The sequence below is a fragment of the Sporichthya polymorpha DSM 43042 genome, from assembly GCF_000384115.1.
In the GTDB taxonomy this organism is placed as follows: Bacteria; Actinomycetota; Actinomycetes; order Sporichthyales; family Sporichthyaceae; genus Sporichthya; species Sporichthya polymorpha.
Genome location: NZ_KB913029.1, coordinates 2,785,433 through 2,809,305, shown reverse-complemented (window position 1 = coordinate 2,809,305; position 23,873 = coordinate 2,785,433). Strand labels below are relative to the sequence as shown.

Genomic DNA, 23,873 nt, shown 5'->3' with positions numbered 1-23,873 from the left:
CGCCACCTTCCGCCGCCCTCGACCGATCGTTCGGGACAGCGCCGTCCCCCACCACTGACGGCGCTGCCGCCATGCTCGTCGGCGCCACCAAGCACTACGGGTCCGGACCCGCGACTGTCGCCGCGCTCGACGACGTCACTCTCGCGTTCCCCGCGGGGAAGTTCACGGCGGTGATGGGCCCGTCCGGCTCGGGCAAGTCGACGATGATGCACTGCGCCGCCGGGCTGGATCGGCTGACGTCGGGCCGCGCGTTCATCGGCGACACCGATCTCTCGACGCTCAACGACCGCGAGCTGACCGTCCTACGGCGTGAGCGGATCGGGTTCGTGTTCCAGTCGTTCAACCTGGTCCCGACGCTCACGGCCAGAGACAACATCTGCCTGCCGATGACGCTGTCGGGCATCCGGCCGAACCCCGCTGTGCTCGATCAGGTGGTGTCGCTGCTGCGTCTCGGCGATCGGCTGCACCACCGGCCGATGGAGCTCTCGGGCGGGCAGCAGCAGCGCGTCGCCGTCGCCCGCGCGCTGGTCGCCCAGCCGCAGGTGGTCTTCGCCGACGAACCCACCGGCAACCTCGACACGCGGACCGGCCAGGAGATCCTCGGCTTCCTCCGGTCAGCGGTCGATCAGCATCACCAGTCGATCGTGATGGTCACTCACGACCCCAACGCCGCGGCCTGGGCGGACCACGTCGTGCTCGTCGTCGACGGCCGGGTGCACGACGTGGTGGATCGCCCGTCGGCCGACGCGGTGCTCGACGTGATGAAGGGCCTGGGCCGATGATCCGGATGGCGCGCAGCGCGGCCCGCAGCGTGCTCGCGAGCCGGAGCCGGTTCGTGCTCACGGGCACGGCGATCGCGCTGTCGGTGGCGTTCCTCCTCGCGACGCTGGTGCTGTCCGACTCGATGCGTGGCCGAGCGGCGAGCGACATCGCCGATGCGTTCGCCGGTACGGACGCCGTGGTGCAGGGCGTCGTCCTCGGCGAGTCCGACGGAGGGACCGGAGAACTCGGGGGGTCGCTCCGGCGATCGCTGAGTCCCGACATCACCGGCCAGGTGGACGCCGTCGACGGCGTCGCCGAAGCCGCCCCGCAGTGGACCGGCTTCGCGAAGCTCGTCGTCGACGGGTCGTCCGTCGGAACCGGCACCGCGAGCGACGTCGGCCGCAGTTGGGTTTCCGTGTCGGCGCTCAATCCGTTCCGGCTCGCGGACGGACGGGCACCGACCGAGGTCGGCGAGATCGCGATCGACCGCGCGCTCGCCCGCGACGCCGGCGTGACGCCCGGCGACGTGGTGCAGGTCCTGACCGCGACCGGGATGCACGACGCGACCGTCACCGGTATCGCGACGTTCGCCGCCGCGGACGCGGCACCGCTGCAGCGCACGGTGCTGCTGCCGGACGGCGCGGCGTCCGAGTGGCTCGGCCTCGACGCACCGACCGAGGTCCTGGTCGACGTCGCGGACGACACCGACCGGGCCGCGGTGCTCGACCGGCTGGCCGCCCTGCCCGACGCCGAGGTCGCGGACGCACCGGAGTACGTCCGGACGATGCAGGACGCCGCGACCTCACCGCTGCAGTTCCTGAACGTGGTCCTGCTGGCCTTCGCCGTGGTCGCCGTGCTGATCGGCGTCACGATCATCTTCAACACGTTCGCGCTCACCGTCGCCCGCCGCCGGCGGGAATCGGGGCTGCTGCGGGCGATCGGTGCGCACCGACGTCAGGTGCTCGGTGGCGTGGTGGTCGAGGCAGCGCTGATCGGCACCGTCGCCACGCTGGTCGGCCTGGCGGGCGGCATCGCCGGCGTGAGCCTGCTGCGGTGGCTCGTCGGCCTGTCCGGAGTCAGCCTGCTCACCGGGCCGGCGGTCGTGAGCCCGGCCTCGATCGCGATCGCCGCGGCGGTCGGGGTGGGCGCGACGCTGGTCTCGGCGTGGATCCCGGCTCGCCGCGCGGCGGCGACGCCGCCGATCGAGGCGCTGCGTGAGAGCGCGGCGGAGGCCCGGGGCGTGAGCCGCCCGCGGACGGCGATCGGACTCGTGCTCGCCACCGCTTCGATCGCCGGCGGAGCGGTCGCGGTGGCACGGACGAGCGCGCTGTGGCTCGTGCTCGCCGCTGCCATCGTCCCGGCGCTCGTCCTGTGCGGCCCGGCGATCGTCACCGCCGCCGCGCGCTGGAGCGCTCCGGTGGCGCGACGCACCGCCGGTGTGTGCGGGTCGATCGCCGCCGGCAACCTGGCTGCGAGCCCCCGTCGATCGGCGTCGACGGCGCTCGCGCTCATGCTCGGCACCGCGATGGTGACGATGTTCGCGATCGTCGCGAGCTCGCTGACGAGCGCGCTCGGGACGGACGTGCGGGAGGGGCTGCGGGCCGACCTGGTCGTCACGTCGGCGACCGCCGACTTCCCGACGATCGACCCCACCCTGGCCGGCCGGATCGCCGAGGAACCCGACGTCGACGCCGTCGCCGCGCTCTCGATCGCGGAGGGGATCGTCGCCGGAGAACCCGAGGCGGTCGGCGGCATCGACCCGGAGGCGCTGCCCACCCTGTTCGACCTCGACCCGATCGCCGGCGACCTCGCCGCCCTGCGCACGCCGGGTGGCGCGGCCGAGCGCGGTGGCGTGGGTGGCGTGGCCGTGGTCAGCGGCGACCCCACGCGGCTCGGCGACACCGTGGTCATCGAGTTCGAACGCTCGACGCTGGAGGCGCCGATCGTCGCTGTGCTCGCGCGGAGCACCGGCGGCTTCGACGCCCCGGCCTACTTCGTCGACGCGGCGACGCTCGACGCCGCGGTCGGTGGCCTGCTCGACGCGCTGGTGTTCGTCGACCTCGCGGACGGGGCGCAGGCGGCGGAGAACGTGCGGACGCTGGTCCGGGCCACCCCCGGGTCGTTCCTCGAGACCCGGGCGGAACACATCGCCAACAGCGGCGGCGAGATCGACGCGTTCCGCAATTTCATCAACGGGATGCTCCTGCTGGCGAGCGTCATCGCCCTGCTCGGGGTCGCGAACACCACGGCGCTCGCGATCAGCGAACGGGCCGGGGAGATCGGGCTGTTGCGAGCGGTGGGCGCGACCCGCCGGGAGCTGCGGCGCATCGTGCGGCTGGAGGTGGCCCTGCTGTCGTTCGTCGCGGCAACGATCGGCATCGCGGTCGCGGTCGGTTTCGGCTGGGCACTGCTCGACGTCGTCGGCGGGGCGGACATCCCGTCCGTCGTCGTGCCGTGGACCCAGCTCGTCGGGACGCTCGTGGTCGCGGTCGCCGCCAGCGTCGCCGCGGCGGCGTGGCCCGCGTTCCGCGTCTCCCGGGTGCCCACCCTGGAGCTGGTCAGCCGGGCCCGCTGATGCGCAGACACCTCCCGCGGGAGTACGCGCCCGCCCTCGGTCCCGACGACAATCGAGCCGTGACGTCGACGGAGCACCGCATCGGTCGCGGCGAGCTCGTTGCGCTCCTCGCCGCGGCGGCGGTGTCGATCCTCGCGTTGGTCGGCGATCCGGACGTCGAGGCCGAGGTCGGCGGCGTCGCGATCACGGCCGGCGCCGCGGGGCTGCTGCTCGCCCTCCGCGGGCCGTTCGGGCGGGCCGCGGTGGTGACGGTCGGCGCGCTGGACGTCGTCACGCTGGCGTGGACGGCCGGCCCCATCGCGCTGCGGCCGCTGCTGGCCGTGGCGCTGTTCGGTCTGGTGCGTCGCAGCGACGACCGCTCGGTGCTCTGGTTCGGATCGGCCGTCGCGGTCGTCGTCGCCGGCTGCGGGGCGGCGGTCGGGGACGACCCGTTCTGGTTCGACTGGGCCACGGACGCCGCGGTTCTCCTGCTCCCGATCGCCGCCGCCGACGCCCATCGGTCCAACCAGCGGCGCCGGGCCGACGCCGTGGAGCGCGAGGTCGCCGAGCGGCTGCAGGCCGAACGCCTGCGCATCGCGTACGACCTGCACGACATCGTCGCCCACTCGCTGTCGGCGATCACCGTGCAGTCGGGCATGGCCGCCCACGTGTTCGAGCGCGACCCCGCCGCCGCTCACGCCGCGCTCGTCGACATCAACGACACCGGCCGGCGATCGCTCGACGAGCTGCGATCCCTGCTCGGGCTGCTCCGGTCGGACGACGCCGTGCCGCTCCGCCCGGTGCCCGCCGACGCCGACCTGCGCGAGGTCGTCGCCACGGCGGCCGGACGCTCGACGGGGATCGAGGTGGTCGAGGACGGGCACTACCCGGCGGGGATCGCGGAGAGCACCGTGGTGACGGTGAACCGCATCGTGCACGAGTGCCTGGTCAACGTCGCCCGGCACGCCGGTGACGTCCCCGCGGTCGTCCGGCTCCAGCACGCGGCCGACGGCGTCCACGTCACCGTCACGAACGACGCCCCGGCCACCGCACGCGTGCCGTCGCGGGGCACCGGGATCGGTCTGATCGCGATCCGCGAGCGCGCGGAGCTCCTCGGGGGCACCGTTTCGGCCGGACCCACCGCGGGCGGGTTCACGGTGCAGGCGTTCGTGCCCTACTCCCGGCCGGACGGGGGGCAGTCATGACCGGGCGGCGCGACATTCGGGTACTGCTCGCCGACGACCAGGAGTTGGTGCGGCGGGGGTTCGCGTCGCTGCTCGCGAACGAGCCCGGCATCGAGATCGTTGGTGAGGCCGCCGACGGCTCGGAGGCGATCGCCGAGACCCGGCGCACCCGTCCCGACGTCGTGCTGATGGACATTCGCATGCCGCGCATGGACGGGCTCGAGGCGACGCGCGCGATCTGCGGTGACCAACGGCTCAGCGGCACGAAGGTGCTCGTCCTCACCACCTTCGCCCTCGACGACTACGTCTACGAGGCGCTGAAGGCCGGTGCCTCCGGGTTCCTGCTCAAGGACACCCCGCCCCGGCTGCTGCTCGAGGCGATCGCCGCCGCGGCCGAGGGCGACGTCCTCATCTCCCCGGCGATGACCAAGCGGCTGGTCGCCGACCTCGTCCGCCGGCCGACCAGCCGGCCCGGGGAGGCCGGCCCCCTCGACGTCCTGAGCGAGCGCGAGCGCGAGGTGCTCGCCGAGGTCGCCCGCGGCAGGACGAACTCCGAGATCGGCGAGACGCTCTACATGTCCCCGCTCACCGCGAAGACCCATGTCAGCCGCATTCTCGGCAAACTGAACGCCCGCGACCGCGCCCAGCTCGTGATCATCGGCTACGAGACCGGACTCGTCAGCCCTGGGGAGTGACCGGCGGCCAGTACAGCCCCGGCAGAGGCTCGGGGTCCCCGGCGGCCCAGCTGTCCAGGAGTTCGGCGAGGTCGACAGCCATGGCCTTGACGCGCAGGCGAGACTTCAGGACACATGCGACCGCGATCTGCGGGGCCAGCGCGAAGTCCTGAACGTTCTCCGTCACCAGCACTCGCGATTCGGCCTTGGCCAACGCCACGAGTTCCGCGTCCGGGCGCGCACCCAGGCCACGCTCGATGACGTGCACGGCGTCATGGCCTTTCGACGTCAGCAGTTCCACGGTGGCGGCGGGGAACATCTCGTCGATGAGGAAACGCACGACGCTCAGGACGCCATGAGTTTGGCGCGCCCCTCACTGAGCAGGCGGACCTGCTCGGCCGCGGCGTCGTTGGCCGCAACCCGCTCGTCGATCTCGTCCCGGTGCATTGCTGCGAAGTCCAGGGCGATCCGGATCTGGGTGGGGTGCACGCCGAACTGCTCGGCGAGTTGCGCTATCCGCTGGGCCTCGCGACCTTTGGTGTGCCGCAGCGCCGAGACGATCTCCCACACGTCCGCGCCGGCAGCCAGCGCCGCACGCCGACCGCTCGGTCCGTCGCGGTAGACGATGCCGGGATGCCGGAGCGTGGCCAGACCCTCTCGGACCAGCCGCTCCAACAGAGCACGCTCGCTGATGCCCTCCGCGCGGGCCTGCGCCTCAAGCGCGTCCTTCACCTGCGGGTCCAACCGGTAGGACGTGGCGCGGGACGGGGGCACGGCAACTCCTTGCGATCGCAACGTACCGCAAGTGTAGTACGCCGTCGCCGAATCGGTCGTAGGTGTTGCGCTACATTGACTACATGGCGACGCCCCTGTCGATCCGGTTCGACGCTGAGGTGCTGGCCGCCCTGCGCCGGCACGCCGCCGCGATCCCCGGCGCGACCCCCTCCGGTCTGGCCCAGCGACTCGTCGATGAGGGCCTGCGGATGGCCGAGCACCCGGGCATCGTGTTCCGCGACGGGCCGGCCGGACGGCGTCCGGCGCTCCTCGTCGGCCCGGACGTGTGGGAGCTGGTGAAGTTCCTCCAGGAGATCGATGAACGCGGAGCCGCCGCGGTCAGCGCCGCCGCCGAGACCTTCGCGATCCCGGCGAACGCCGTGCAGGCCGGGATCGGCTACTGGAGCGCTTACCCCGACGAGATCGCCGCTTGGATCACTGACGCTGAGGCCGCTTCACTCGCCGCCGAGCAGGAATGGGAACGTCGCCAGGCCCTGCTCGCGTGAGCGCCACCTCCGGTAGGCCGCGCCGCCCCGCGAAGAAGCACGTTCCGGAAGCGCTGCTGCTGGACGAGATGTTCGCCCCCACGCTGGCGGAGGCCCTGACGAACGACGGGTTCGACGTCCTCGCCGTCGTGGCACATGCGTCGCTGGCGAGCGCCTCCGATCCGGAGCTCGCGCGCTGGGCGAGCGAGAACAACCGGCGGATCGTGACCGAGAACGTCCGCGACTTCGCTCCGCTCGTGCGACAGCAGACGGACCGAGAAGCTGCGCTCCGCGTGCTGTTCACCAGCGCCCGCCGCTTCCCCCGCTCCCGGCGCAACCCCACCCCGCTGCACCACGCCCTGCGGAACTGGCTCGCCGCTGACCTGCCCCGGACCGACGGGGAATGGCTGCGCTGAAGCGGGCGGGGCCCAGGAGCCTCGCACGAGCGAGCCCCCGACCCAATCGTGCAGGCCAGGGGCTCATCGGTCTTGCTGGTGGCAGATCCAGGATTCGAACCTGGGTAGCTTTCGCGACGGATTTACAGTCCGCTCCCATTGGCCGCTCGGGCAATCTGCCAGTGCCGCGACTGCCGGTCCGGTGAACCGGGCCCCCGCGGCGGTTTGGAAGGATACCTCAGGGCGTGCGGGGCCTGACCAGCCAGATACCCCGCCCGTCCCGCCGCCGGAGCAACACGAAAGAGGTACCGCCGTGGCCGACTCGTCGTTCGACGTCGTCAGCAAGGTCGACCGCCAGGAGGTCGACAACGCCCTCAACCAGGCGAGCCGTGAGCTGACCCAACGGTTCGACTTCAAGAACACCGGCGCCGAGATCAAGTGGTCCGGCGAGAAGATCGAGATGAAGGCCGAGTCCGAGGACCGTGTCAAGGCGATCCTCGACGTCTTCAAGGAGAAGCTGATTAAGCGTCAGATCTCCCTGAAGGCCCTCGACGCCGGGGAGCCGCAGCTCTCGGGCAAGGAGTACAAGATCTTCGCCACGATCCAGGAAGGCATCTCCCAGGACAACGCGAAGAAGGTCTCCAAGGTCATCCGCGACCAGGGCCCGAAGGGCGTGCAGGCGCAGATCCAGGGCGACCAGCTTCGGGTCACCTCCAAGAAGCGCGACGACCTCCAGACCGTCATCGCCCTGCTCAAGGAGCAGGACTTCGACTTCGCGCTGCAGTTCGTCAACTACCGGTGAGCTTCGGCAGCCGGTCGGGTCTGCAGGTCCTGCTGGACTGGATCGACGGCGACTACGAGCACTCGATGGCGAACACGCTCAGCTTCTGGCCGGTCGAGGCCGAGGTCGGGCGGGTGGTCTGGGAGGGCCGACCGGACGAGCGGCACCTCAGCTCCCGCGGGGCGGTGCACGGGGGCTACCTGGCCGCGTTCCTGGACTCGGTGACCGGAAGCGCGATCGCGAGCCACCTGGAGCAGGGCGTCGACTGCGTGACGCTCGACCTGGCCGTGAAGATGATCCGCCCCGTCGCGGCCGGGACCCTGCTGCGGGCGGAAGGACGCTCGCTGAGCGTCACCCGCCGCGTCGGGAGCTCGGCGGCGACGGTGACGGACCCCGACGGGCGCGTCATCGGCCACGGAACCGCCACCATGATCATCACCCGGCCGAGTTAGGTTTCGCCCTATGCCCACGTCCTCACGCCCCCCGCGCCGCCGCACCACGCGCCGCCGCGCCGCGCTGACCCTCGCCGCGGCCCTCACCGCGTTCGCCCTCGCCGGCTGCGGCGACGACGAGCCCGAGAAGTCGGCGCAGGAGATCGCGCGCGAGCAGAGCGAGCAGCTGCAGCAGGAGTCGATCGAGCGCGCGACCGTCGACGCCCTCTTCGGCGCCCTCTGCACGATCCGGTTCACCTGCGGCGGGATCAACGAGGATCTCGCGGCAGACCCGAAGCAGGCGACCGAGGACGCCCGCGCGGTCTGCGTCCAGATCAACCGCAAGGACGAGGAAGCGGCCAAGGCCGAGGTCCGCAAGCGGTTCAGCAACGAGAACTTCAAGGCCGAGGGCCAGGTCGCCGAGGACGCCGTGCGCATCCTCCGGTTGAAGATCTGTCCGCTGCTGACCCCCACCGCGGCACCGGAACCGGCCTAGGTCGCGGCTATGCGCACCCGACGCACCACCTCACGCCGCTCCGTCCCACGCCGCTCCGCGGTCACGCTGATCGCCGCCGCCCTCTGCGTCCTGCCCGGGTGCGGGGACGACGACGACCCGATCTCGCGGGCCCAGGACGCCGCCCGCAACGCGGGGGCGCAGGCCCAGCAGAAGGCGGTCGAGGCGGTCGCCGTCGCCGCCCTGGCCGCGATCGACCCAGACCTCGCCCGCGACCCCGGCCGCGCGCTGGTCCAGGCCCGCGCGGTCTGCGCCGCGATCGAGAATCAGACCGCCAATCAGGCCGCGGCCGAGGCCCGCAAGCGCTTCAGCACCGGCTCGGTGAAGGTCGACGAGGCCACCGCGAAGGACATCGTCCGGACGCTGCGCAAGGACCTCTGCCCGCGGCTCTGAGCCTGACCCGCGGCCGGGCCTGAGCCGGGCCGCGGATCACCAGCGCATCATCGGCAACGGCCGGCTCAGGTGACCGGCCGCGTACTTCGCGATTGCCGGCATCGCGACCGCCTTGTAGGCCTCGTTCATCGGGAACGTCGCGCGGACCTCGACCACGAACCGGCGCGGGATGCCGAAGCGGACCTTGGTGAAGGTGACGTCGATCCAGTCCGCCTTGCGGCAGGCCTCGACGAGGGTCGCGTACGGGCCGTGATAGGTCCGCATCTTGTGGTGGTTGTTGATCATCAGGTGGATCTCCTCGGTCCACTCCACCCGGTCGATCGAGGCCAGGTAGTCGGTGGCGAGGTCGCACGCGGCCGGCAGGTAGTCGAGGTCCTGGGTCAGGAAGAACGGGACGTCGTGCAGCACGGTCATGATCGCGAGCTTCTCCTCGCGGTACGGCTCGGGCCGGGTGACGAAGCGGGCCCAGTTGACCATCCGGTAGCAGTGCGCCCGGTAGCCCCAGTAGCCCATGCCGAGACCCTCCCGGTAGGGGTCGAGGATCTCGTCGAGCAACGGCAGGTCGTGAACGACGCCGGTGCGGGTCTCGCTGATCTTGCCGAACGTCGCCGGTTCCATCCCAGCCTCCGGATTTGGTCTCAATGAGAGTAGTGTGAGGGTGATGAGCCGCCCGGTCAACGCCATGACGTACGCCCTGCTCGGCCTGCTCTCCGTGCGGTCCTGGACGGGCTACGAACTCACCCAGCAGGTCCAGCACAGCCTGTCCCACGTGTGGCCCGCGTCGGCCGCGAACCTCTACCGCGAGCAGCAGCGCCTGGTCCGCCTCGGCTGGGCCGACGTCACCGCCGAACCGGCCGGGCCCCAGCGCACGCGCAACCGCTACACGATCACCGCCGACGGCCGGGCTGCCCTGCGCGCCTGGCTCGACCAGCCGCCCGGGGCGACCAACCTCGAGTCCGAGGCGCTGCTGCGGGTCTGGTTCGCCGACGCCGGCACCCCCGAGCAGCTGACGCGGACGCTGCGCACCGCCGCCGACGAGGCCCGCGCCGCGGTCGACCGGGTCGTCGAGGTCTTCGCGCACTACCTCGACGACACCGGCGCCTTCCCCGAGCGCGCCCACCTCAACGCGATGGTCGGGGAACTGCTCGCCGACCTGTTCGGCCTGCTCGACGAGCGCTGCACCGCCCTGGCCGCGGAGGTCGAGGACTGGAAGTCCACGACCCGAATCGGGGTCGACGACGCCACCCGCGCGCGGATGGAACGCGTCGTGCGGACCTACGGCCGCTAGAACAGCCCCGACTCCGACCCGCCGCGGTACACCCGCAGCCGCCCCGCCTTGCCCAGCCGGAACGTCCGGGCGGGGTCGCCGACCTCGCCGTCGCGGGCCAGCCGCAGGGGTCCGGACCGGGCCTCGACGTCGAGGGACTCGGCCGTCCACGCCTCGAACGCCGGGCACCGCTCGAGCCGGCCGGTGAGGACGGCGGTCACGAGCCGGGTGCGCGCCATCGGCTGGGTCGCGTCGACCAACCGGACGTCGAGCAGCCCGTCGTCGAGCCGGTCCCGCCACGACGGCGCCGACCCGGGCGGGGAGTAGACGCAGTTGCCGGCGAACAGCAGCCACACCCGCCGGTCCCGGCCGTCGATCCGGAGCTCGACGGGATCGGAGCGCCGCAGCACGCGGCCGAGCGCCACGACCATCGCCGGCCACTTCCCGAGCCGCTGCTCCATCCGCTCGCGGGCGCGCACCATCTCCGAGTAGCCACCGAGGCTTGCGGTGTTGAGGAAGACCTGACACTGCCCGTCGACCTCGACTCCCCCGACGTCGACCCAGCCGGCCTCCCCGGTGCGGAGCGCCTCCAGCGCGTCCTCCACCGAACTCAGGCCGAGGTCACGTGCGAAGTGGTTGAGCGTCCCGCCCGGGATCACCAGCAGGGGCAGGTCGGCCTCGAGCGCCACCGCGGCCGCAGCGTTGATCGTCCCGTCCCCGCCGGCGACGCCGAGGACCCGCGCCTTCCGCGCCTCCTCGGCGAGCACGGCCGGGACGTCCTCGTCCGGCCCGAGCTCGCGCACGGTCGCCGACGGCAGCGCCTTCCGGATCTCGGCCGCGATCTCCCCCTCGCCGTCGCCCGCCGAGGCGTTGACGACGAACGCGACGCCGGACCCGTCCGGCGCCGCCGGCACATCCGCGGCCGGGGCCCGCTCGACCGGGTCGGCCGGGGACCGCGGCGGCCAGACACGCGCCAGCCCGTAGGTTGCGAGCGCACCGACGGCCAGGCCGGCGAGGACGTCACCGGGGTAGTGCGCCCCGGTGTGGACGCGGGAGGCCGCCACGCCGGCGGCAAGGACCCCGACCCCGACCGCGACTCCGGGCTGCTCCAGCGCGACGCCGGTCGCGAAGGCGGCCGCCGAGGCCGAGTGCCCGGACGGGAACGACGAGGTCCGGGGCGGCCGCACCAGCCGCCGGGCGACGGTGACGACGTCCCCGGCCGGCCGCGGCCGCGCCGTCAGCCACTTGCCGGGGCCGTTGGTCGCGGCGCTCGCGAGCGCCAGCCCGCCGAGCCCGCGCAGCGCGGCCCGCCGCAGCTCGGGCCGCCCCGACGCCCACAGGACACCGGCGACGCCGAGCCAGAGCACCCCGTGGTCGGCCGCCCGGGACAGGGGCGGCAGGACCCGGTCGAGACGCGGCGTCTCGGTCCGGTGCCAGCGGGCGAAAAGGGCGTCGTCCAGACGCGGCCAGGGCACCTGCGAGGCCGAGGGCTAGCGCCGGTAGCCGGCCATGCCCTCCAGCCGGCGGACCCGCTCGGCCATCGGCGGGTGGGTGGAGAACAGGCTGGAGATGCCGCCGCCCCGGAACGGGTTGGCGATCATCAGCGAACTCGTCGTCTGCAGCGACGGCTGCGGCGGGAGCGGCGCGGCCTGGGTGCCGTGCTCCAGCTTGCGCAGGGCGCTCGCGAGGGCGAGCGGGTCACCGGTCAGCTCCGCGCCGGACGCGTCGGCCTGGTACTCGCGGGAGCGGCTGATCGCCATCTGGATGACGCCGGCCGCGAGCGGGCCGAGGAACATGATCAGCAGCGCGACGAGCGGGTTCGGACGGTCGTCGTCGCCGCCGGTCGGGAGGAAGAACGCGAGGTTGGCGATCATCACGATGCCGCCGGCGATCGTGGCCGCGACCGAGGAGATCAGGATGTCGCGGTTGTAGACGTGGGCGAGCTCGTGGCCGAGCACGCCGCGCAACTCCCGCTCGTCGAGCAGGCCGAGGATGCCCTCGGTGCAGCAGACCGCGGCGTTGCGCGGGTTGCGCCCGGTCGCGAACGCGTTCGGGGCCTGGGTCGGGGAGATGTACAGGGCGGGCATCGGCTGCTTCGCCTGCGTCGAGAGCTCGCGGACGATCCGGTACAGCGCGGGGAACTCGGCCTCGCTGACCGGACGCGCGTGCATCGAGCGGAGCGCGAGCTTCGCGCTGTTGAAGTACGCGTAGCCGTTCATCGCCAGGGCGAGCAGACCGCCCAGGACCAGACCGGTGGTGCCCGCCAGGAGCCCCCCGGCCCCGATGAACATGGCCGAGAGCAGCCCGAGGAGGGCGGCCGTCTTCAACCCGTTGTAGTGCCGGTGGCCGTGCATCGACGTTTCTCCCATCCCGTGGTGGAGCGCTGCCGCTCTACCCGAAAGCGTCTCTGCCAGGCACAACGCACAGAACCTGGCCGACGTTCCGCGAGCTGCACAGTTCTACCGCGGGAGCCCCGCCGGGGGGAGGACCGGCTCAGGCGCCGCCGGGCTGGAGCTGGTCGTTGACGGTCAGGGTGTAGGGCACGTAGCCGGAGTGGGCGCCGACCAGGTCGTCAACGCTGACCACGGCGATCACCGTCTTGAACGGAGCGAACTCCTTCAGGTCCGCGGCGCCCAGGGTCAGGTTGGTCGCGTTGTCGAAGGACCGGACCAGGACCCGCTTGCCCTTGGCGTCGATGCCGACCAGGCGGACCACCCAGTTCTCGACCGGCACGTCGCCGGGCCCCGTCGCCGGGCCGACGAAGGCCAGCGACTTGAGGTCCTTGCCGGCCAGCGCACCGTTCGGGCCGAGGAGCTCGACGTAGTCCGCGCCGTTCGGGGCGGCGCCAGGCGCCGCGTAGGCGGCCTTGTAGCGGTAGTTGAGCTGCGCCTTGAGCCGCGTCGAGGTGATCCGCGCCTTGTCGGCGCCGGTCAGTTTCACGCCCTTCGCGCTGACGATGTTGTCGAGCAGGTTCATCAGCTGGAAGTCGTGCAGGACGTCGTAGGCGTCCACGCCCTCGCCGAACTCGTTCAGCAGGTTCTGCAGGCTGACCAGACCGAACTCGGGGTCACGGTGCAGCGCCGAGATCATCTCCGGGCCGTACCGGTCGTGGAGGAAGATCATGAACGACCAGGCGTTGCCGTAGTCGGCCAGGATGTCGGAATTGCCGCCCTGGTCCTCCCACAACGTCAAGGAGTTCTCCGGACCACCGCAGTAGTTGGGGTTGGCGTTGCCCTTCCCCTTCTTCTCGCCGTAGCCCTGGAAGCAGAAGATGTGCGACTCGGCCCCGATCCGGTCGACCGTGATGCTCGGGTCCGCGTAGCCGGCGAACATCGGGGCCATGTCCGACAGGCCCTCGTTGATCCAGAGGTCCTCGCTGCGGAACGGCAGGCCGACCGGCGAGGGGTTCGGGTTCGTGTAGCTGTGCAGCAGGTGCTGGTACTCGTGGATGAAGACGCTCTCGTACGTCCGCGGGCGCGCCGGGCGCGACTTGCAGATGTCCTCGTCCGGCTCGTTCTTCGGGTTCGGCCCGGTGCGGTGCTGCCAGTCGAAGGCGTCGATCGTCATCACGTTGCGGTCGGTGATGAGGTTGAAGATCGGCGCGAAGAACCCGGCGATGTAGGTGCGGTTGTTGACGAAGTCGTAGAAGTTCGGGTCCCGCACGTTGTCGACGAGGGTGACGACCGAGTTCCCGTTGCCGGTGAAGTCCGGCCCGCCGAGGAGGCCGAGCTGGCCGACGCCCTTCGTGCCGTCCCGCGGCGGAGCGGTCGAGAAGTACTTCGACGAGATCGGTAGCTGCTTGTCCTGGAACTCGTCGGCCAGCGCCTGGGCCTGAGCCGGCGTCACGACCGTCGGGTCGGCCTGGACGGAACGGCAGTCCCCGGCCGGGAACTGGGTGCCGGTCGAGATGTCGTCGGTGCCGCTGGCGACCCAGATCTCGATGTTCTCGCGCTTGGCCTGGAGGGTGTACTCCTTCAGGTACAACCCGAACGGCGGAACCGAGCTGCTGGTCTTGCCGACCATGTCGAGCGCGGGCCACAACCGCTTGGTGCCGACCTCGGGGGTGTCCGCCGGGAGGACGCCCGGACGCGCCGCGAGGTTGCTGCTCGCGTTCCGCTGCGAGAGAAGCTTTGCCGCCTCGTCCGCGCTGACCGTCGCCTTGCCGACCAGGGCGGCGAGCTCCGGCGAGAGGCTGAAGACCGCGTCGTGCGGGAAGTGCGCAACGACGCCCGGGTCGAGGGCGTGCGAGGCCGCGGAGAACGGGTCCGCGAGCGCCTGGTCGATCAGCGGCACGTCGGCCTTCGCGGTCGCGCCCGACAGGCCGGCCGCGAGGCCCACCGCGAGGCCGAGCGCGCTCAGCGCGGCGATCGAACGAGTTCCCGGCCTGCGGGTACGAGACATCCGGACGACCCCTTCGATCTGACGCACAAGCTCGGCGCACGCCGGGTGGGGCGAAGCGCACGAGCGGGACTTTCGGCGCAGTGTAAGCATCCGACCTTGGTACGCCGTGGAGCGTTTTGCCGATTTCGGGACCGCAGCAGGTTTGCCGATCTGCTTCCGCTGGCACAGTGTCGAACAGGGGGCGGATACCCGGATTGACACCATCCGCCCCGCTGATCCCCGTTCGAACACTCCCGTCCCGGCATTCAGGGGAGCAATGACCGAGCAGATCGAGGCGGAGTACGCGCCGCCGGCCACGGTGTCGCCCGCCCCTGCTCCGGCGCCCGCCCTGGAGTCCCCCGTTCTGGAATCGGCCGCCCTCCGCGCCGAGCGGGAACGTCTCCGCCGCGCCCGGGTCGCCTACGAGGCGAAGCTGTCCCGCCTGCGCCTGTACTCGTACTGCCTGACGCTGACCTCGTGCGTCCTCGCCCTGATGTCGTTCATGTACCTCGCCCAGGGCGCCGCCGACGGCGACCCCACGTTCACCGGGCTCGGCGTCGGCTTCGTCGCCGCCACCGTGGCCACCCTCTGGTTCGCCGTCCGGATCACCCACGTCACCGAGTTCGCCGCGACCTAGCGGGGCGCGCCTCCACCCCGCCGGGGTGCCGACCTCCACCGAGTGCGCAGATCAGCCCCGGCCCAGTCGCGGGAACCCGTGCTCAACTGCGCACTCAGCGCACCTCAGCCCGATCCCTCGCCGCGGCCACATCCCGCGGGTGCTTGTCTCCCCCGAAAGCGCACTCCAGCACCCGCACGCCCGGGACCGGGTGCCGACCTCCACCGAGTGCGCAGATCAGCCCCGGCCCAGTCGCGGGAACCCGTGCTCAACTGCGCACTCAGCGCACGTCAGCCCGATCCCTCGCCGCGGCCACAGCCCCCGGGGTACTTCTCTCTCCCGAAAAGCGCACTCCAGCACCCCGACCGCCCGATCCCCGGTGCTGCCGACCCCCGAAAGCGCACTCCAGCACCGTGCACCCCGGGACCGGGTGCCCACCTCCACCGAGTGCGCAGATCAGCCCCGGCCCAGTCGCGGGAACCCGTGCTCACCTGCGCACTCAGCGCACGTCAGCCCGATCCCTCGCCGCGGCCACATCCCGCGGGTGCTTGTCTCCCCCGAAAGCGCACTCCAGCACCCCGACCGCCCGATCCCCGGTGCTGCCGACCCCCGAAAGCGCACCCCAGCACCCCGACCGCCCGATCCCCGGTGCTGCCGAGCCCCGAAAGCGCACCCCAGCACCCCGACGGCCGGGGCGGTTCAGCGTCCCCGCCAGACCGGGGGTCGGCGTTCCGCGGCAGCGGCGGCGCCCTCGGCGGCGTCCTCGGTGGCCTGGACGACCTTGCGCATGGTCTCCCCGAACCGGATCGCTTCGGTCCGCGGCAGGTCCGCGCCGCGGACGGCCATCTCCTTCGTCGCGCGGACGGCGAGCGGGGCGGCGCGGCAGAGGCGGTCGGCGAGGGCGCGGGCCTCGGTCATCAGGTCGTCGTGCGGGACGACCCGGCCGGCGAGGCCGATCTGAAGGGCACGCTCAGCGTCGATCCGCTCCCCCGTCAGCAGCAGCTCCATCGCGTCGTGCCAGCGCATCCGCTGCGGAAGCCGCAGGGCGCCGACGATGGTCGGGATGCCGACGGTCACCTCGGGATAGCCGAAGGTCGCACGGTCGGAGGCGAGGACGAAGTCGCACCAGGTCACCAGCGTCAGGCCGTAGCCGAGACAGTGCCCGTTCACCGCGGCGATGACGGGCTTGAAGATCTCCCAGCCACTCTCGAACGAGTTGACCGTCGGCTTCTCCCAGAACGTGCCGGGGAAGTCGCCCGCCGGGTTGCCGGTCTCCGAGCGCAGGTCCGCCCCGGCGCAGAACGCCCGGCCGGCGCCGGTGACGATCGCGACCCAGGCGTCCTCGTCGTCCCGGAACCGCGCGAAGGCGGCGTTGATCTGGGTACGCATCGCGCCGTCGATCGCGTTCAGTCGCTCGGGCCGGTCGTAGGTGATCGTCGCGACGTGGCCCTCGAGCGCGTAGCGCACGTACTGCCGGGGCCCCTCGGCTTCGCGGTGCGCAGCGTCCACGTGTGAATCCCTCACTCAAATCCGGCAAACCGCCCGTTTTTCTGACACATCGTTCTTACCGTGCCGTCATGCGCAGAATCCGGCAGAAGTTGCGGACCGGCGCCCTCGTGGCGCTGGCCTCCTCCTTGTTCGCCGGAGTGGCGATGCTGTCGCCGACGGCGACCGGGTCCACGACGGCGACCGGAGGGGAGCCGCCGCAGTTCATCGTGGTCTCGTTCGACGGCGGCGGCAGCATCCCCGCGTGGCAGCGCTGGCGCACGCTCGCGTCCAAGGTGGACGCGTCGATGACGTTCTTCCTCACCGGCACCTACCTCGTGCCGGAGCAGAAGGCGTACCTGTACCGGCCCCCGGGCAAGCGGCAGGGCTCGTCGGAGGTCGGCTTCGCCGCGGCGGAGAACGTCCGTCCGCGGATGGAGCAGATCCGGGCCGCCCGGGCCGAGGGCCACGAGATCGGCACCCACTACAACGGTCACTTCTGCGGCAGCACCGGCGTCCAGCGCTGGTCGACCGCGGACTGGCTGAGCGAGATCCGCCAGTTCAACTCCTTCGTCGACAACTGGCGGGTCAACAACAACGCGACCGACGTCCGGCCGCTCGGCTGGGACTCCGGTGTCGTTCAGGGCGGCCGCACGCCGTGCCTCGAGGGCAACCGCTCCGCGATGTACCCGGCGATGGTCGCCCACGGCTACCGCTACGACACCAGCAACTCGGGCTCGCTGCGCTGGCCGCGGAAGATGGCCAACGGCATGTGGGACATCCCCCAGCAGTCGCTGCGGATGGCCGGCACCGGCACCTCGGTGCTCTCGATGGACTACAACTTCTTCGAGCGGCAGAGCGGCGCCGCCAACGGCGCGACCTCGCGCCGGCCTGCCTGGTACTCCCAGGTGCTCAACACCTACCGCAACGCCTACAAGGCGACCTACAACGGCAACCGGGCTCCGTTGATCTTCGGCGCGCACTTCAACACCTGGAACGGCGGCATCTACGCCAACGCTCTGTACGACTTCGTCGCCGAGACCTGCACGAAGCCGAACACACGCTGCGTCTCCTTCGTCGAGCTGATCGACTGGATGGAGAGCCAGCCGGCGTCCGTGCTCGCCAAGCTCCAGGCCCGGCCGACGCAGTCGATGGGGTACTGACGCTCCCCCAGAAGAGCGCAGTGACAGACTCCGAGGGGTGTCCGACTTCGTCACCCCTGGGGTCCCCGCCGACGCGGCTGAGCTGATCGCGCTCGACCGGGCGCACGTCTGGCACCCGTACGCGTCGATGACCGACCCCGCCCCGGCGTACCCGGTCGTGGGCGCGCAGGGCGTGCGGCTGCAGTTCGCCGACGGGCGCGAGGTCGTCGACGGCATGTCGTCCTGGTGGGCCGCGATCCACGGCTACCGGCACCCGGTGCTCGACGCCGCGGCGCGGGACCAGCTCGACCGCATGTCCCACGTCATGTTCGGCGGGCTCACCCACCCCGGCGCGATCGGGCTCGCCCAGCGGCTGGTCGCGATCACCGGCGAGGGCCTGGAGCACGTCTTCTTCTCCGATTCGGGCTCGGTGAGCGTCGAGGTCGCGATCAAGATGGCGATGCAGTACTGGCAGGGCCGGGGCGAGTCCCGGACGCGGCTGTTCACGATCCGCGGCGGGTACCACGGCGACACGTTCGCGACGATGGCCGTCTGCGACCCCGTCGGCGGGATGCACTCCCTGTGGGCCGACGCCCTGCCGCAGCACGTCTTCGCGCCCCGGCCGCCCGGCGGCGAGGACCTCGACCCGGGCTGGCTCGCCGAGACCCGTCAGCTGCTGGAGCGGCACCGGGGCGAGGTCGCCGCGGTCGTCGTCGAGCCGATCGTCCAGAACGCCGGCGGCATGCGGTTCCACTCCCCGGCCTACGTCACGGCGCTGCGCAAGCTGACGACCGAGTTCGGGATCCTGCTGATCCTCGACGAGATCGGGACCGGGTTCGGCCGGACCGGGGCGATGTTCGCCCACCTCGCGGCCGATGTCGTCCCCGACATCCTCTGCGTCGGGAAGGCGATGACCGCCGGGTACCTGACGATGGCGGCGACGCTGTGCACGCCCGAGGTCGCCCGCGGCGTCTGCGGCGGCGGGGCGGGGCTGCTCATGCACGGCCCGACCTACATGGCGAACCCGCTCGCGGCCGCCGTGGCCTGCGCGAACCTCGACCTGCTCGCCACCGGCGCCTGGCGCGAGCAGGTCACCGGGATCGAGGCCGGGCTGCGCGCCGGGCTGGCCGCGGCGGAGGGTCTGCCGAAGGTCGCGGACGTCCGCGTCCTCGGCGCGATCGGCGTCATCGAGACCGTCGGACCGGTCGACGTCCGGGCCGTCACCGAGGCCGCGCTGGCCTCCGGCGTGTGGCTGCGGCCGTTCTCGAATCTCATCTACACGATGCCCCCCTACGTGACCGGGGCCGCGGACGTGACGCGCATCGCCGAGGCGATGGTGTCCGGTGCACGCGCCAACGCCCGGGTTTGAAGCCGGAGGTATCCTGCACAGCGCAGCCAGCCCTACCTACAGGCTGTAGATTTGATGACGATCAGGCGGGCAGGCACGACCGCCCGACCCTGCACAGGCCCCCACCATGGAGTCTCAGCGTGGACAAGCAAGTCCAGCAACTCGACCGCGTGATCATCCGTTTCGCCGGCGACTCCGGCGACGGCATGCAGCTCACCGGGGACCGGTTCACGGCGGAGACCGCGAACTTCGGTAACGACCTCGCCACCTGGCCCAACTTCCCGGCGGAGATCCGAGCACCAGCCGGGACACTGGCGGGCGTCTCCAGCTTCCAGCTGCATTTCGCCGATCACGACATCATGACGCCGGGCGACGCCCCGAACGTCCTCGTGGCGATGAACCCGGCGGCGCTGAAGGCGAACCTGGCCGACCTCCCCCGCGGCGCGACGGTCATCGTCGACACCGACGAGTTCACCAAGCGGAACCTGCAGAAGGTCGGCTACAAGACCAGCCCGCTCGAGGACAACAGCCTCGAGGCGTACCACGTCCACGCGCTCGCGCTGACCTCGCTGACCGTCGAGGCCCTCGCCGCCTTCGAGCTCACCCGCAAGGACGCCGAGCGCGCGAAGAACATGTTCGCGCTCGGCCTGCTCTCGTGGCTGTACGCCCGCCCCAAGGAGGGCACCGAGAAGTTCCTGCGCGACAAGTTCGCGCGCAAGCCGGAGATTCGCGACGCGAACATCGCCGCCTTCCGGGCGGGCTGGAACTACGGCGAGACGACCGAGGACTTCGCGGTCTCGTACGAGGTCAAGCCGGCCAAGATGCCCAGCGGCGAGTACCGGAACATCACCGGCAACCTCGCGCTGTCCTACGGCCTGATCGCCGGGTCGTTCCTCTCGAAGCTGCCGCTGTTCCTCGGCGCGTACCCGATCACCCCGGCCTCGGACATCCTTCACGAGCTGTCCAAGCACAAGGGCATGGGCGTGCGGACGTTCCAGGCCGAGGACGAGATCGCGGCCGTCGGCGCCGCGCTCGGCGCGTCCTTCGGCGGTGCGCTCGGCGTCACGACGACGTCGGGCCCCGGCGTGGTCCTCAAGGCCGAGACGATCGGTCTCGCGGTCAGCCTGGAGCTCCCCCTGGTCGTCGTCGACGTCCAGCGCGGTGGCCCGTCCACCGGTCTGCCGACCAAGACCGAGCAGTCCGACCTGCTGATGGCGATGTTCGGCCGCAACGGTGAGTGCCCCGTCGCGATCGTCGCGCCGCAGTCGCCGGGCGACTGCTTCGATGCCGCCGTCGAGGCCGTGCGCCTGGCGACGAAGTACCGGACGCCGGTCATGCTCCTCTCCGACGGATACATCGCCAACGGCTCCGAGCCGTGGCTGGTCCCCGACGTGACGAAGCTGCCGGACCTCACCGTCCACTTCGCGACGACGCCGAACCACGAGACCGAGTCCGGCGAGCGCGTCTTCTGGCCGTACAAGCGTGACCCGAAGACCCTCGCCCGGCCGTGGGCGATCCCGGGCACCCCGGGCCTCGAGCACCGCGTCGGTGGCATCGAGAAGGCCGACGGGCACGGGAACATCTCCTACGACCCGGTCAACCACGACCTGATGACCCGCACGCGGCAGGCCAAGATCGACGGGATGGCCTACGACATCCCGAAGCTCGCGGTCGACGACCCGACGGGCAAGGCGAAGGTCCTCATCCTCGGCTGGGGTTCGACCTACGGGCCGATCGGCGCCGCGGTGCGCCGCGTCCGGCAGTCCGGCGGCGAGGTCGCGGTCGCGCACCTGCGTCACCTGAACCCGTTCCCGGAGAACACGGGCGAGGTCCTGCGCAGCTACGAGCGCGTCATCGTCCCCGAGATGAACCTCGGCCAGCTGACGATGCTGCTCCGCGCGAAGTATCTCGTCGATGTCATGGGCTTCAACAAGGTCCAGGGCATGCCGTTCTCCGTCGGCGAGCTCGAGACGGCGATCACCGACGTCATCGCCACCGTTCACGCCCCCAAGCCCCGCACCCGTCGCAACGTTGGAGAGAACTGAGATGCCGCCCCGCGACGACACTCCGCCCCCCGGGCTCGCCTACAAGAGCCTGTCGCTGGTCCCGAAGACCGAGGTCAGCCAGAGCACCAAGGACTTCAAGTCCGACCAGGAGGTGCGCTGGTGCCCCGGTTGCGGCGACTACGCGATCCTCGCTGCGGTGCAGTCCTTCATGCCGGACCTCGGGCTCCGCAAGGAGAACATCGTCTGGGTGTCGGGCATCGGGTGCTCCTCCCGCTTCCCGTACTACATGGACACCTACGGGATGCACTCGATCCACGGCCGCGCGCCGGCGATCGCGACCGGTCTGGCTGCCTCGCGCCAGGACCTGTCGGTGTGGGTCGTCACCGGTGACGGTGACGCGCTCTCCATCGGTGGCAACCACCTGATCCACGCGCTGCGCCGCAACATCAACCTGAAGATCCTGCTGTTCAACAACCGGATCTACGGTCTGACGAAGGGTCAGTACTCGCCGACCTCCGAGGTCGGCAAGGTCACCAAGTCGACGCCGCTCGGCTCGCTGGACGCGCCGTTCAACCCGGTGTCGCTGGCCCTCGGCGCCGAGGCGACCTTCGTCGCCCGGACCATCGACTCGGACCGCAAGCACCTGCAGGAGGTGCTGCGCGCCGCGGCCGAGCACTCCGGCACCGCGCTGATCGAGATCTACCAGAACTGCAACATCTTCAACGACGGTGCGTGGGACATCCTCAAGGACCCGGAGGGCGCCAAGACGCACCTCATCCGGCTCCAGCACGGCCAGCCGATCCGCTTCGGCACCGAGGGCGAGCGCGGCGTCATGCGCATGTCGGACGGGACGATCCAGGTCGTCGACGTGACGCCGGAGAACGAGTCGCAGATCCTGGTCCACAACGCGAACGCCGAGGACCCGGGCGTCGCCTTCGCGCTCTCGCGGCTGCCCGACCTGACCCTCGACAAGACGCCGATCGGTGTCTTCCGGGACGTCGAGCGTCCGACCTACGACGCGCAGATGGCCGCCCAGCTCCGCCAGAACTCGGTCAAGGCCGGCGACCTGCAACGTCTGCTCCGCGGCACCGACACCTGGACCGTCGCATAGCTGCCACCGGCTTGATCGCCCGCCTCGGGGCCGTCGCGCTGGTCGCCAGCACGCTCGGCCCCGTGGCCCCGGCTGCGCACGCACGTGGGCCCGAGCCTGCCGGCGGGACGACCGCAGCGGCGGTGACCGCGTTCAAGCCGAGGCCGATCAGGTGGGGCCGCTGTTCGACCGGTTCGCTGCAGGCCGGCGGGGCGCAGTGCGGCTTCCTGACCGTTCCGCTGGACTACGCAAAGCCCACCGGGCGGACGATCCAGGTCGCCGTCTCCCGGGTGAAGGCGACCGCGCCGAAGCAGAAGCGCCAGGGCGTCCTCATCGCGAACCCGGGCGGGCCGGGCGGCTCGGGGCTCGGCCTCAGCTCCTACCTGGCGCAGGCGCTGCCGTCGGGTGTCGCGTCCACCTACGACCTCATCGGGTTCGACCCCCGCGGCGTCGGGCGCAGCAAGCCGGCGGTCTCGTGCCAGCCGAGCTACGCCCGCGGACCGCGGCCGGCGTACGAGCCGATGCTGGGGCAGCTGCCCCTCCAGAGCCCGAACGAGACGGCCTGGCTGGAGCGGTCGAAGCGCTACGCGGAGGCGTGCGCCGCCAAGCACGGCGGCGTCCTGCCGCACCTGTCGACCCTGAACACGGTCCGGGACATCGAGACCCTGCGCCGGGCGCTGAAGGTTCAGAAGATCAACTACTACGGCTTCTCGTACGGCACCTACCTCGGCCAGGTCTACGCGACGCTGTACCCGAAGAAGGTCCGGCGCATGGTGTGGGACGGCGTCGTCGACCCCGCCGAGGTCTGGTACCGCGGGCAGCTCAACCAGGACAGGGCGTTCGAGGGTGCGATCGCCGAGTTCTGGAAGTGGGTCGCCCGGCATCACAAGACCTACCGCCTCGGCGAGACCGCGAAGGCGGTCGAGGACCGCTTCTACTCCGAGCAGGCGAAGTTGGCGGCCAACCCGGACGGCGAGCTCGGGCCGGCGGAGTTCAACGACGTCTTCGTCGGCGCCGCGTACTACCAGGGCGGCTGGCCGGACGTGGCGTCCGCCTTCTCCTCCTACGTCGGAGGCAACGACGCGCTGATGAAGGTGCTCTACCGCGAGTCCGCGTCCGGCGGGGACAACAGCTACGCGATGTACCTCGCGGTCCAGTGCATCGACGCGCCGTGGCCGAAGGACTACGCCACCTGGCGCGAGGACGCGTTCGCCACCGCACGCTCCGCGCGATTCCTGACCTGGAACAACGTCTGGTTCAACACGCCCTGCCTGTACTGGCCGGCCGCCTCGGGCAGGCCGGTGACGGTCAACGGCAACCGCGCGCCCAAGGTCCTGTTGATCAACACCACCCTCGACGGCGCGACGCCGTACGCCGGGGCACTCGAGGCGCGGCGCCTGTTCCGCCGCGCGGTGCTCGTCGCGGAGGTCGGCAACAGCACCCACGCGAACACGCTGAACGGCAACCGGTGCGTCGACAGCAAGGTGATCCGGTACCTGCGCGACGGCAAGCTCCCGGCGCGCAAATCGGGCAACGGCGCCGATGTCACCTGCAGCCGTTCACCGCACCCCGAGCCCTGATGCAGAACAACG

The 23,873-nt window shown here is 71.4% G+C and carries 24 protein-coding genes and 1 tRNA gene; 17 read left to right on the top strand and 8 right to left on the bottom strand.

Translation table 11 applies throughout. The annotated features are described in order from the left end of the window. The first annotated feature begins 71 nt into the window (after positions 1-71). Genes SPOPO_RS0113770 through SPOPO_RS0113755 form a run of 4 tightly spaced genes read left to right on the top strand, consistent with a single transcriptional unit; the run spans position 72 to position 5,195 of the window. The gene (locus tag SPOPO_RS0113770) at positions 72-782 is read left to right on the top strand and encodes an ABC transporter ATP-binding protein (protein ID WP_019875406.1); all 711 of its coding nucleotides are present in this window, start codon (positions 72-74) and stop codon (positions 780-782) included. Further along, positions 779-3,337 (top strand): ABC transporter permease, encoded by a 2,559-nt coding sequence (locus SPOPO_RS0113765; protein WP_019875405.1) that lies wholly within the window; start codon positions 779-781, stop codon positions 3,335-3,337. The genes SPOPO_RS0113770 and SPOPO_RS0113765 overlap by 4 nt, the downstream gene beginning before the upstream one ends. 59 nt (positions 3,338-3,396) lie before the next feature. After that, positions 3,397-4,521, top strand: coding sequence for a sensor histidine kinase (locus tag SPOPO_RS0113760; protein ID WP_156869883.1), 1,125 nt, complete (start codon positions 3,397-3,399; stop codon positions 4,519-4,521). Continuing rightward, complete coding sequence (locus SPOPO_RS0113755) at positions 4,518-5,195, top strand: response regulator transcription factor (protein WP_019875403.1); 678 nt, start codon at positions 4,518-4,520, stop codon at positions 5,193-5,195. The genes SPOPO_RS0113760 and SPOPO_RS0113755 overlap by 4 nt, the downstream gene beginning before the upstream one ends. Here the strand turns inward: SPOPO_RS0113755 and SPOPO_RS0113750 are convergent. Next, positions 5,179-5,514 (bottom strand): DUF5615 family PIN-like protein, encoded by a 336-nt coding sequence (locus tag SPOPO_RS0113750; RefSeq protein WP_019875401.1) that lies wholly within the window; start codon positions 5,512-5,514, stop codon positions 5,179-5,181. The two genes, SPOPO_RS0113755 and SPOPO_RS0113750, sit on opposite strands and share 17 nt — an antisense overlap. A 5-nt stretch (positions 5,515-5,519) precedes the next feature. Next, positions 5,520-5,948, bottom strand: coding sequence for a hypothetical protein (locus SPOPO_RS0113745; RefSeq protein WP_019875399.1), 429 nt, complete (start codon positions 5,946-5,948; stop codon positions 5,520-5,522). An 83-nt stretch (positions 5,949-6,031) separates the two neighbouring features. Here SPOPO_RS0113745 and SPOPO_RS0113740 point away from each other — a divergent pair, with 83 nt between their 5' ends. Then, entirely contained in the window at positions 6,032-6,454 is a 423-nt protein-coding gene (locus SPOPO_RS0113740; RefSeq protein ID WP_028984771.1) for a hypothetical protein, read from the top strand. Further along, entirely contained in the window at positions 6,451-6,849 is a 399-nt protein-coding gene (locus tag SPOPO_RS0113735) for a DUF5615 family PIN-like protein (RefSeq protein ID WP_019875397.1), read from the top strand. Before SPOPO_RS0113740 ends, SPOPO_RS0113735 begins: the two co-directional genes overlap by 4 nt. Positions 6,850-6,925: 76 nt before the next feature. Here SPOPO_RS0113735 and SPOPO_RS0113730 read toward each other — a convergent pair. Next, a tRNA-Tyr gene (locus SPOPO_RS0113730) sits at positions 6,926-7,009 on the bottom strand. A gap of 132 nt (positions 7,010-7,141) precedes the next feature. On the opposite strand from SPOPO_RS0113730, the gene SPOPO_RS0113725 reads away from it, so the two are divergent. Genes SPOPO_RS0113725 through SPOPO_RS0113710 form a run of 4 tightly spaced genes read left to right on the top strand, consistent with a single transcriptional unit; the run spans position 7,142 to position 8,947 of the window. After that, complete coding sequence (locus SPOPO_RS0113725) at positions 7,142-7,630, top strand: YajQ family cyclic di-GMP-binding protein (protein ID WP_019875396.1); 489 nt, start codon at positions 7,142-7,144, stop codon at positions 7,628-7,630. Further along, entirely contained in the window at positions 7,627-8,061 is a 435-nt protein-coding gene (locus tag SPOPO_RS0113720; RefSeq protein ID WP_019875395.1) for a PaaI family thioesterase, read from the top strand. The genes SPOPO_RS0113725 and SPOPO_RS0113720 overlap by 4 nt, the downstream gene beginning before the upstream one ends. Before the next feature lie 10 nt (positions 8,062-8,071). Next, the gene (locus SPOPO_RS0113715) at positions 8,072-8,536 is read left to right on the top strand and encodes a hypothetical protein (RefSeq protein ID WP_019875394.1); all 465 of its coding nucleotides are present in this window, start codon (positions 8,072-8,074) and stop codon (positions 8,534-8,536) included. 9 nt (positions 8,537-8,545) lie between these two features. Then, on the top strand, positions 8,546-8,947 hold the full coding sequence (locus SPOPO_RS0113710) for a hypothetical protein (RefSeq protein ID WP_019875393.1): 402 nt from the start codon (positions 8,546-8,548) through the stop codon (positions 8,945-8,947). 36 nt (positions 8,948-8,983) lie between these two features. On the opposite strand, the gene SPOPO_RS29560 is transcribed toward SPOPO_RS0113710, so the two are convergent. Next, positions 8,984-9,565 carry a hypothetical protein gene (locus SPOPO_RS29560; RefSeq protein WP_019875392.1) on the bottom strand — a complete coding sequence of 194 codons (582 nt, stop codon included), beginning with the start codon at positions 9,563-9,565 and terminating at the stop codon, positions 8,984-8,986. A 43-nt stretch (positions 9,566-9,608) separates the two neighbouring features. Between SPOPO_RS29560 and SPOPO_RS0113695 the strand changes: the two genes are divergently transcribed. Continuing rightward, positions 9,609-10,235 carry a PadR family transcriptional regulator gene (locus tag SPOPO_RS0113695; protein ID WP_019875391.1) on the top strand — a complete coding sequence of 209 codons (627 nt, stop codon included), beginning with the start codon at positions 9,609-9,611 and terminating at the stop codon, positions 10,233-10,235. Here the strand turns inward: SPOPO_RS0113695 and SPOPO_RS0113690 are convergent. The 3 genes from SPOPO_RS0113690 to SPOPO_RS29555 all read right to left on the bottom strand — a co-directional run bounded on the left by SPOPO_RS0113690 (position 10,232) and on the right by SPOPO_RS29555 (position 14,615). Next, positions 10,232-11,689 (bottom strand): bifunctional phosphatase PAP2/diacylglycerol kinase family protein, encoded by a 1,458-nt coding sequence (locus SPOPO_RS0113690; protein ID WP_019875390.1) that lies wholly within the window; start codon positions 11,687-11,689, stop codon positions 10,232-10,234. The genes SPOPO_RS0113695 and SPOPO_RS0113690 overlap by 4 nt on opposite strands. Before the next feature lie 15 nt (positions 11,690-11,704). Further along, on the bottom strand, positions 11,705-12,568 hold the full coding sequence (gene htpX, locus SPOPO_RS0113685; RefSeq protein ID WP_019875389.1) for a zinc metalloprotease HtpX: 864 nt from the start codon (positions 12,566-12,568) through the stop codon (positions 11,705-11,707). Positions 12,569-12,707: 139 nt separating this feature from the next. Then, complete coding sequence (locus SPOPO_RS29555) at positions 12,708-14,615, bottom strand: peptidase M6 immune inhibitor A (protein ID WP_156869881.1); 1,908 nt, start codon at positions 14,613-14,615, stop codon at positions 12,708-12,710. A gap of 256 nt (positions 14,616-14,871) precedes the next feature. Between SPOPO_RS29555 and SPOPO_RS0113675 the strand changes: the two genes are divergently transcribed. Further along, complete coding sequence (locus SPOPO_RS0113675; RefSeq protein WP_019875387.1) at positions 14,872-15,231, top strand: hypothetical protein; 360 nt, start codon at positions 14,872-14,874, stop codon at positions 15,229-15,231. A gap of 678 nt (positions 15,232-15,909) precedes the next feature. Here SPOPO_RS0113675 and SPOPO_RS0113670 read toward each other — a convergent pair. Then, the gene (locus SPOPO_RS0113670; protein WP_019875386.1) at positions 15,910-16,719 is read right to left on the bottom strand and encodes an enoyl-CoA hydratase/isomerase family protein; all 810 of its coding nucleotides are present in this window, start codon (positions 16,717-16,719) and stop codon (positions 15,910-15,912) included. A gap of 68 nt (positions 16,720-16,787) precedes the next feature. Between SPOPO_RS0113670 and SPOPO_RS29550 the strand changes: the two genes are divergently transcribed. The 5 genes from SPOPO_RS29550 to SPOPO_RS29545 all read left to right on the top strand — a co-directional run bounded on the left by SPOPO_RS29550 (position 16,788) and on the right by SPOPO_RS29545 (position 23,861). Next, positions 16,788-17,858 (top strand): polysaccharide deacetylase family protein, encoded by a 1,071-nt coding sequence (locus SPOPO_RS29550; RefSeq protein WP_156869879.1) that lies wholly within the window; start codon positions 16,788-16,790, stop codon positions 17,856-17,858. Between the two features lie 37 nt (positions 17,859-17,895). Beyond that, complete coding sequence (locus SPOPO_RS0113655; RefSeq protein WP_019875383.1) at positions 17,896-19,206, top strand: adenosylmethionine--8-amino-7-oxononanoate transaminase; 1,311 nt, start codon at positions 17,896-17,898, stop codon at positions 19,204-19,206. Positions 19,207-19,325: 119 nt separating this feature from the next. After that, on the top strand, positions 19,326-21,230 hold the full coding sequence (locus SPOPO_RS0113650; RefSeq protein ID WP_019875382.1) for a 2-oxoacid:acceptor oxidoreductase subunit alpha: 1,905 nt from the start codon (positions 19,326-19,328) through the stop codon (positions 21,228-21,230). A 1-nt stretch (position 21,231) separates the two neighbouring features. Then, entirely contained in the window at positions 21,232-22,302 is a 1,071-nt protein-coding gene (locus SPOPO_RS0113645; RefSeq protein WP_019875381.1) for a 2-oxoacid:ferredoxin oxidoreductase subunit beta, read from the top strand. An 11-nt stretch (positions 22,303-22,313) separates the two neighbouring features. Next, positions 22,314-23,861 carry an alpha/beta hydrolase gene (locus tag SPOPO_RS29545; RefSeq protein ID WP_019875380.1) on the top strand — a complete coding sequence of 516 codons (1,548 nt, stop codon included), beginning with the start codon at positions 22,314-22,316 and terminating at the stop codon, positions 23,859-23,861. Positions 23,862-23,873 lie beyond the last annotated feature (12 nt).

Coding starts and splice junctions, on each gene's coding strand:
- SPOPO_RS29560 (WP_019875392.1), bottom strand. CDS start 9,565: ATGGAACCGGCGACGTTCGGCAAGATCAGCGAGACCCGCACCGGCGTC.
- SPOPO_RS0113645 (WP_019875381.1), top strand. CDS start 21,232: ATGCCGCCCCGCGACGACACTCCGCCCCCCGGGCTCGCCTACAAGAGC.
- SPOPO_RS0113765 (WP_019875405.1), top strand. CDS start 779: ATGATCCGGATGGCGCGCAGCGCGGCCCGCAGCGTGCTCGCGAGCCGG.
- SPOPO_RS0113675 (WP_019875387.1), top strand. CDS start 14,872: ATGACCGAGCAGATCGAGGCGGAGTACGCGCCGCCGGCCACGGTGTCG.
- htpX (WP_019875389.1), bottom strand. CDS start 12,568: ATGCACGGCCACCGGCACTACAACGGGTTGAAGACGGCCGCCCTCCTC.
- SPOPO_RS0113715 (WP_019875394.1), top strand. CDS start 8,072: ATGCCCACGTCCTCACGCCCCCCGCGCCGCCGCACCACGCGCCGCCGC.
- SPOPO_RS0113710 (WP_019875393.1), top strand. CDS start 8,546: ATGCGCACCCGACGCACCACCTCACGCCGCTCCGTCCCACGCCGCTCC.
- SPOPO_RS0113770 (WP_019875406.1), top strand. CDS start 72: ATGCTCGTCGGCGCCACCAAGCACTACGGGTCCGGACCCGCGACTGTC.
- SPOPO_RS0113740 (WP_028984771.1), top strand. CDS start 6,032: ATGGCGACGCCCCTGTCGATCCGGTTCGACGCTGAGGTGCTGGCCGCC.
- SPOPO_RS0113755 (WP_019875403.1), top strand. CDS start 4,518: ATGACCGGGCGGCGCGACATTCGGGTACTGCTCGCCGACGACCAGGAG.
- SPOPO_RS0113695 (WP_019875391.1), top strand. CDS start 9,609: ATGAGCCGCCCGGTCAACGCCATGACGTACGCCCTGCTCGGCCTGCTC.
- SPOPO_RS29550 (WP_156869879.1), top strand. CDS start 16,788: ATGCGCAGAATCCGGCAGAAGTTGCGGACCGGCGCCCTCGTGGCGCTG.
- SPOPO_RS29555 (WP_156869881.1), bottom strand. CDS start 14,615: ATGTCTCGTACCCGCAGGCCGGGAACTCGTTCGATCGCCGCGCTGAGC.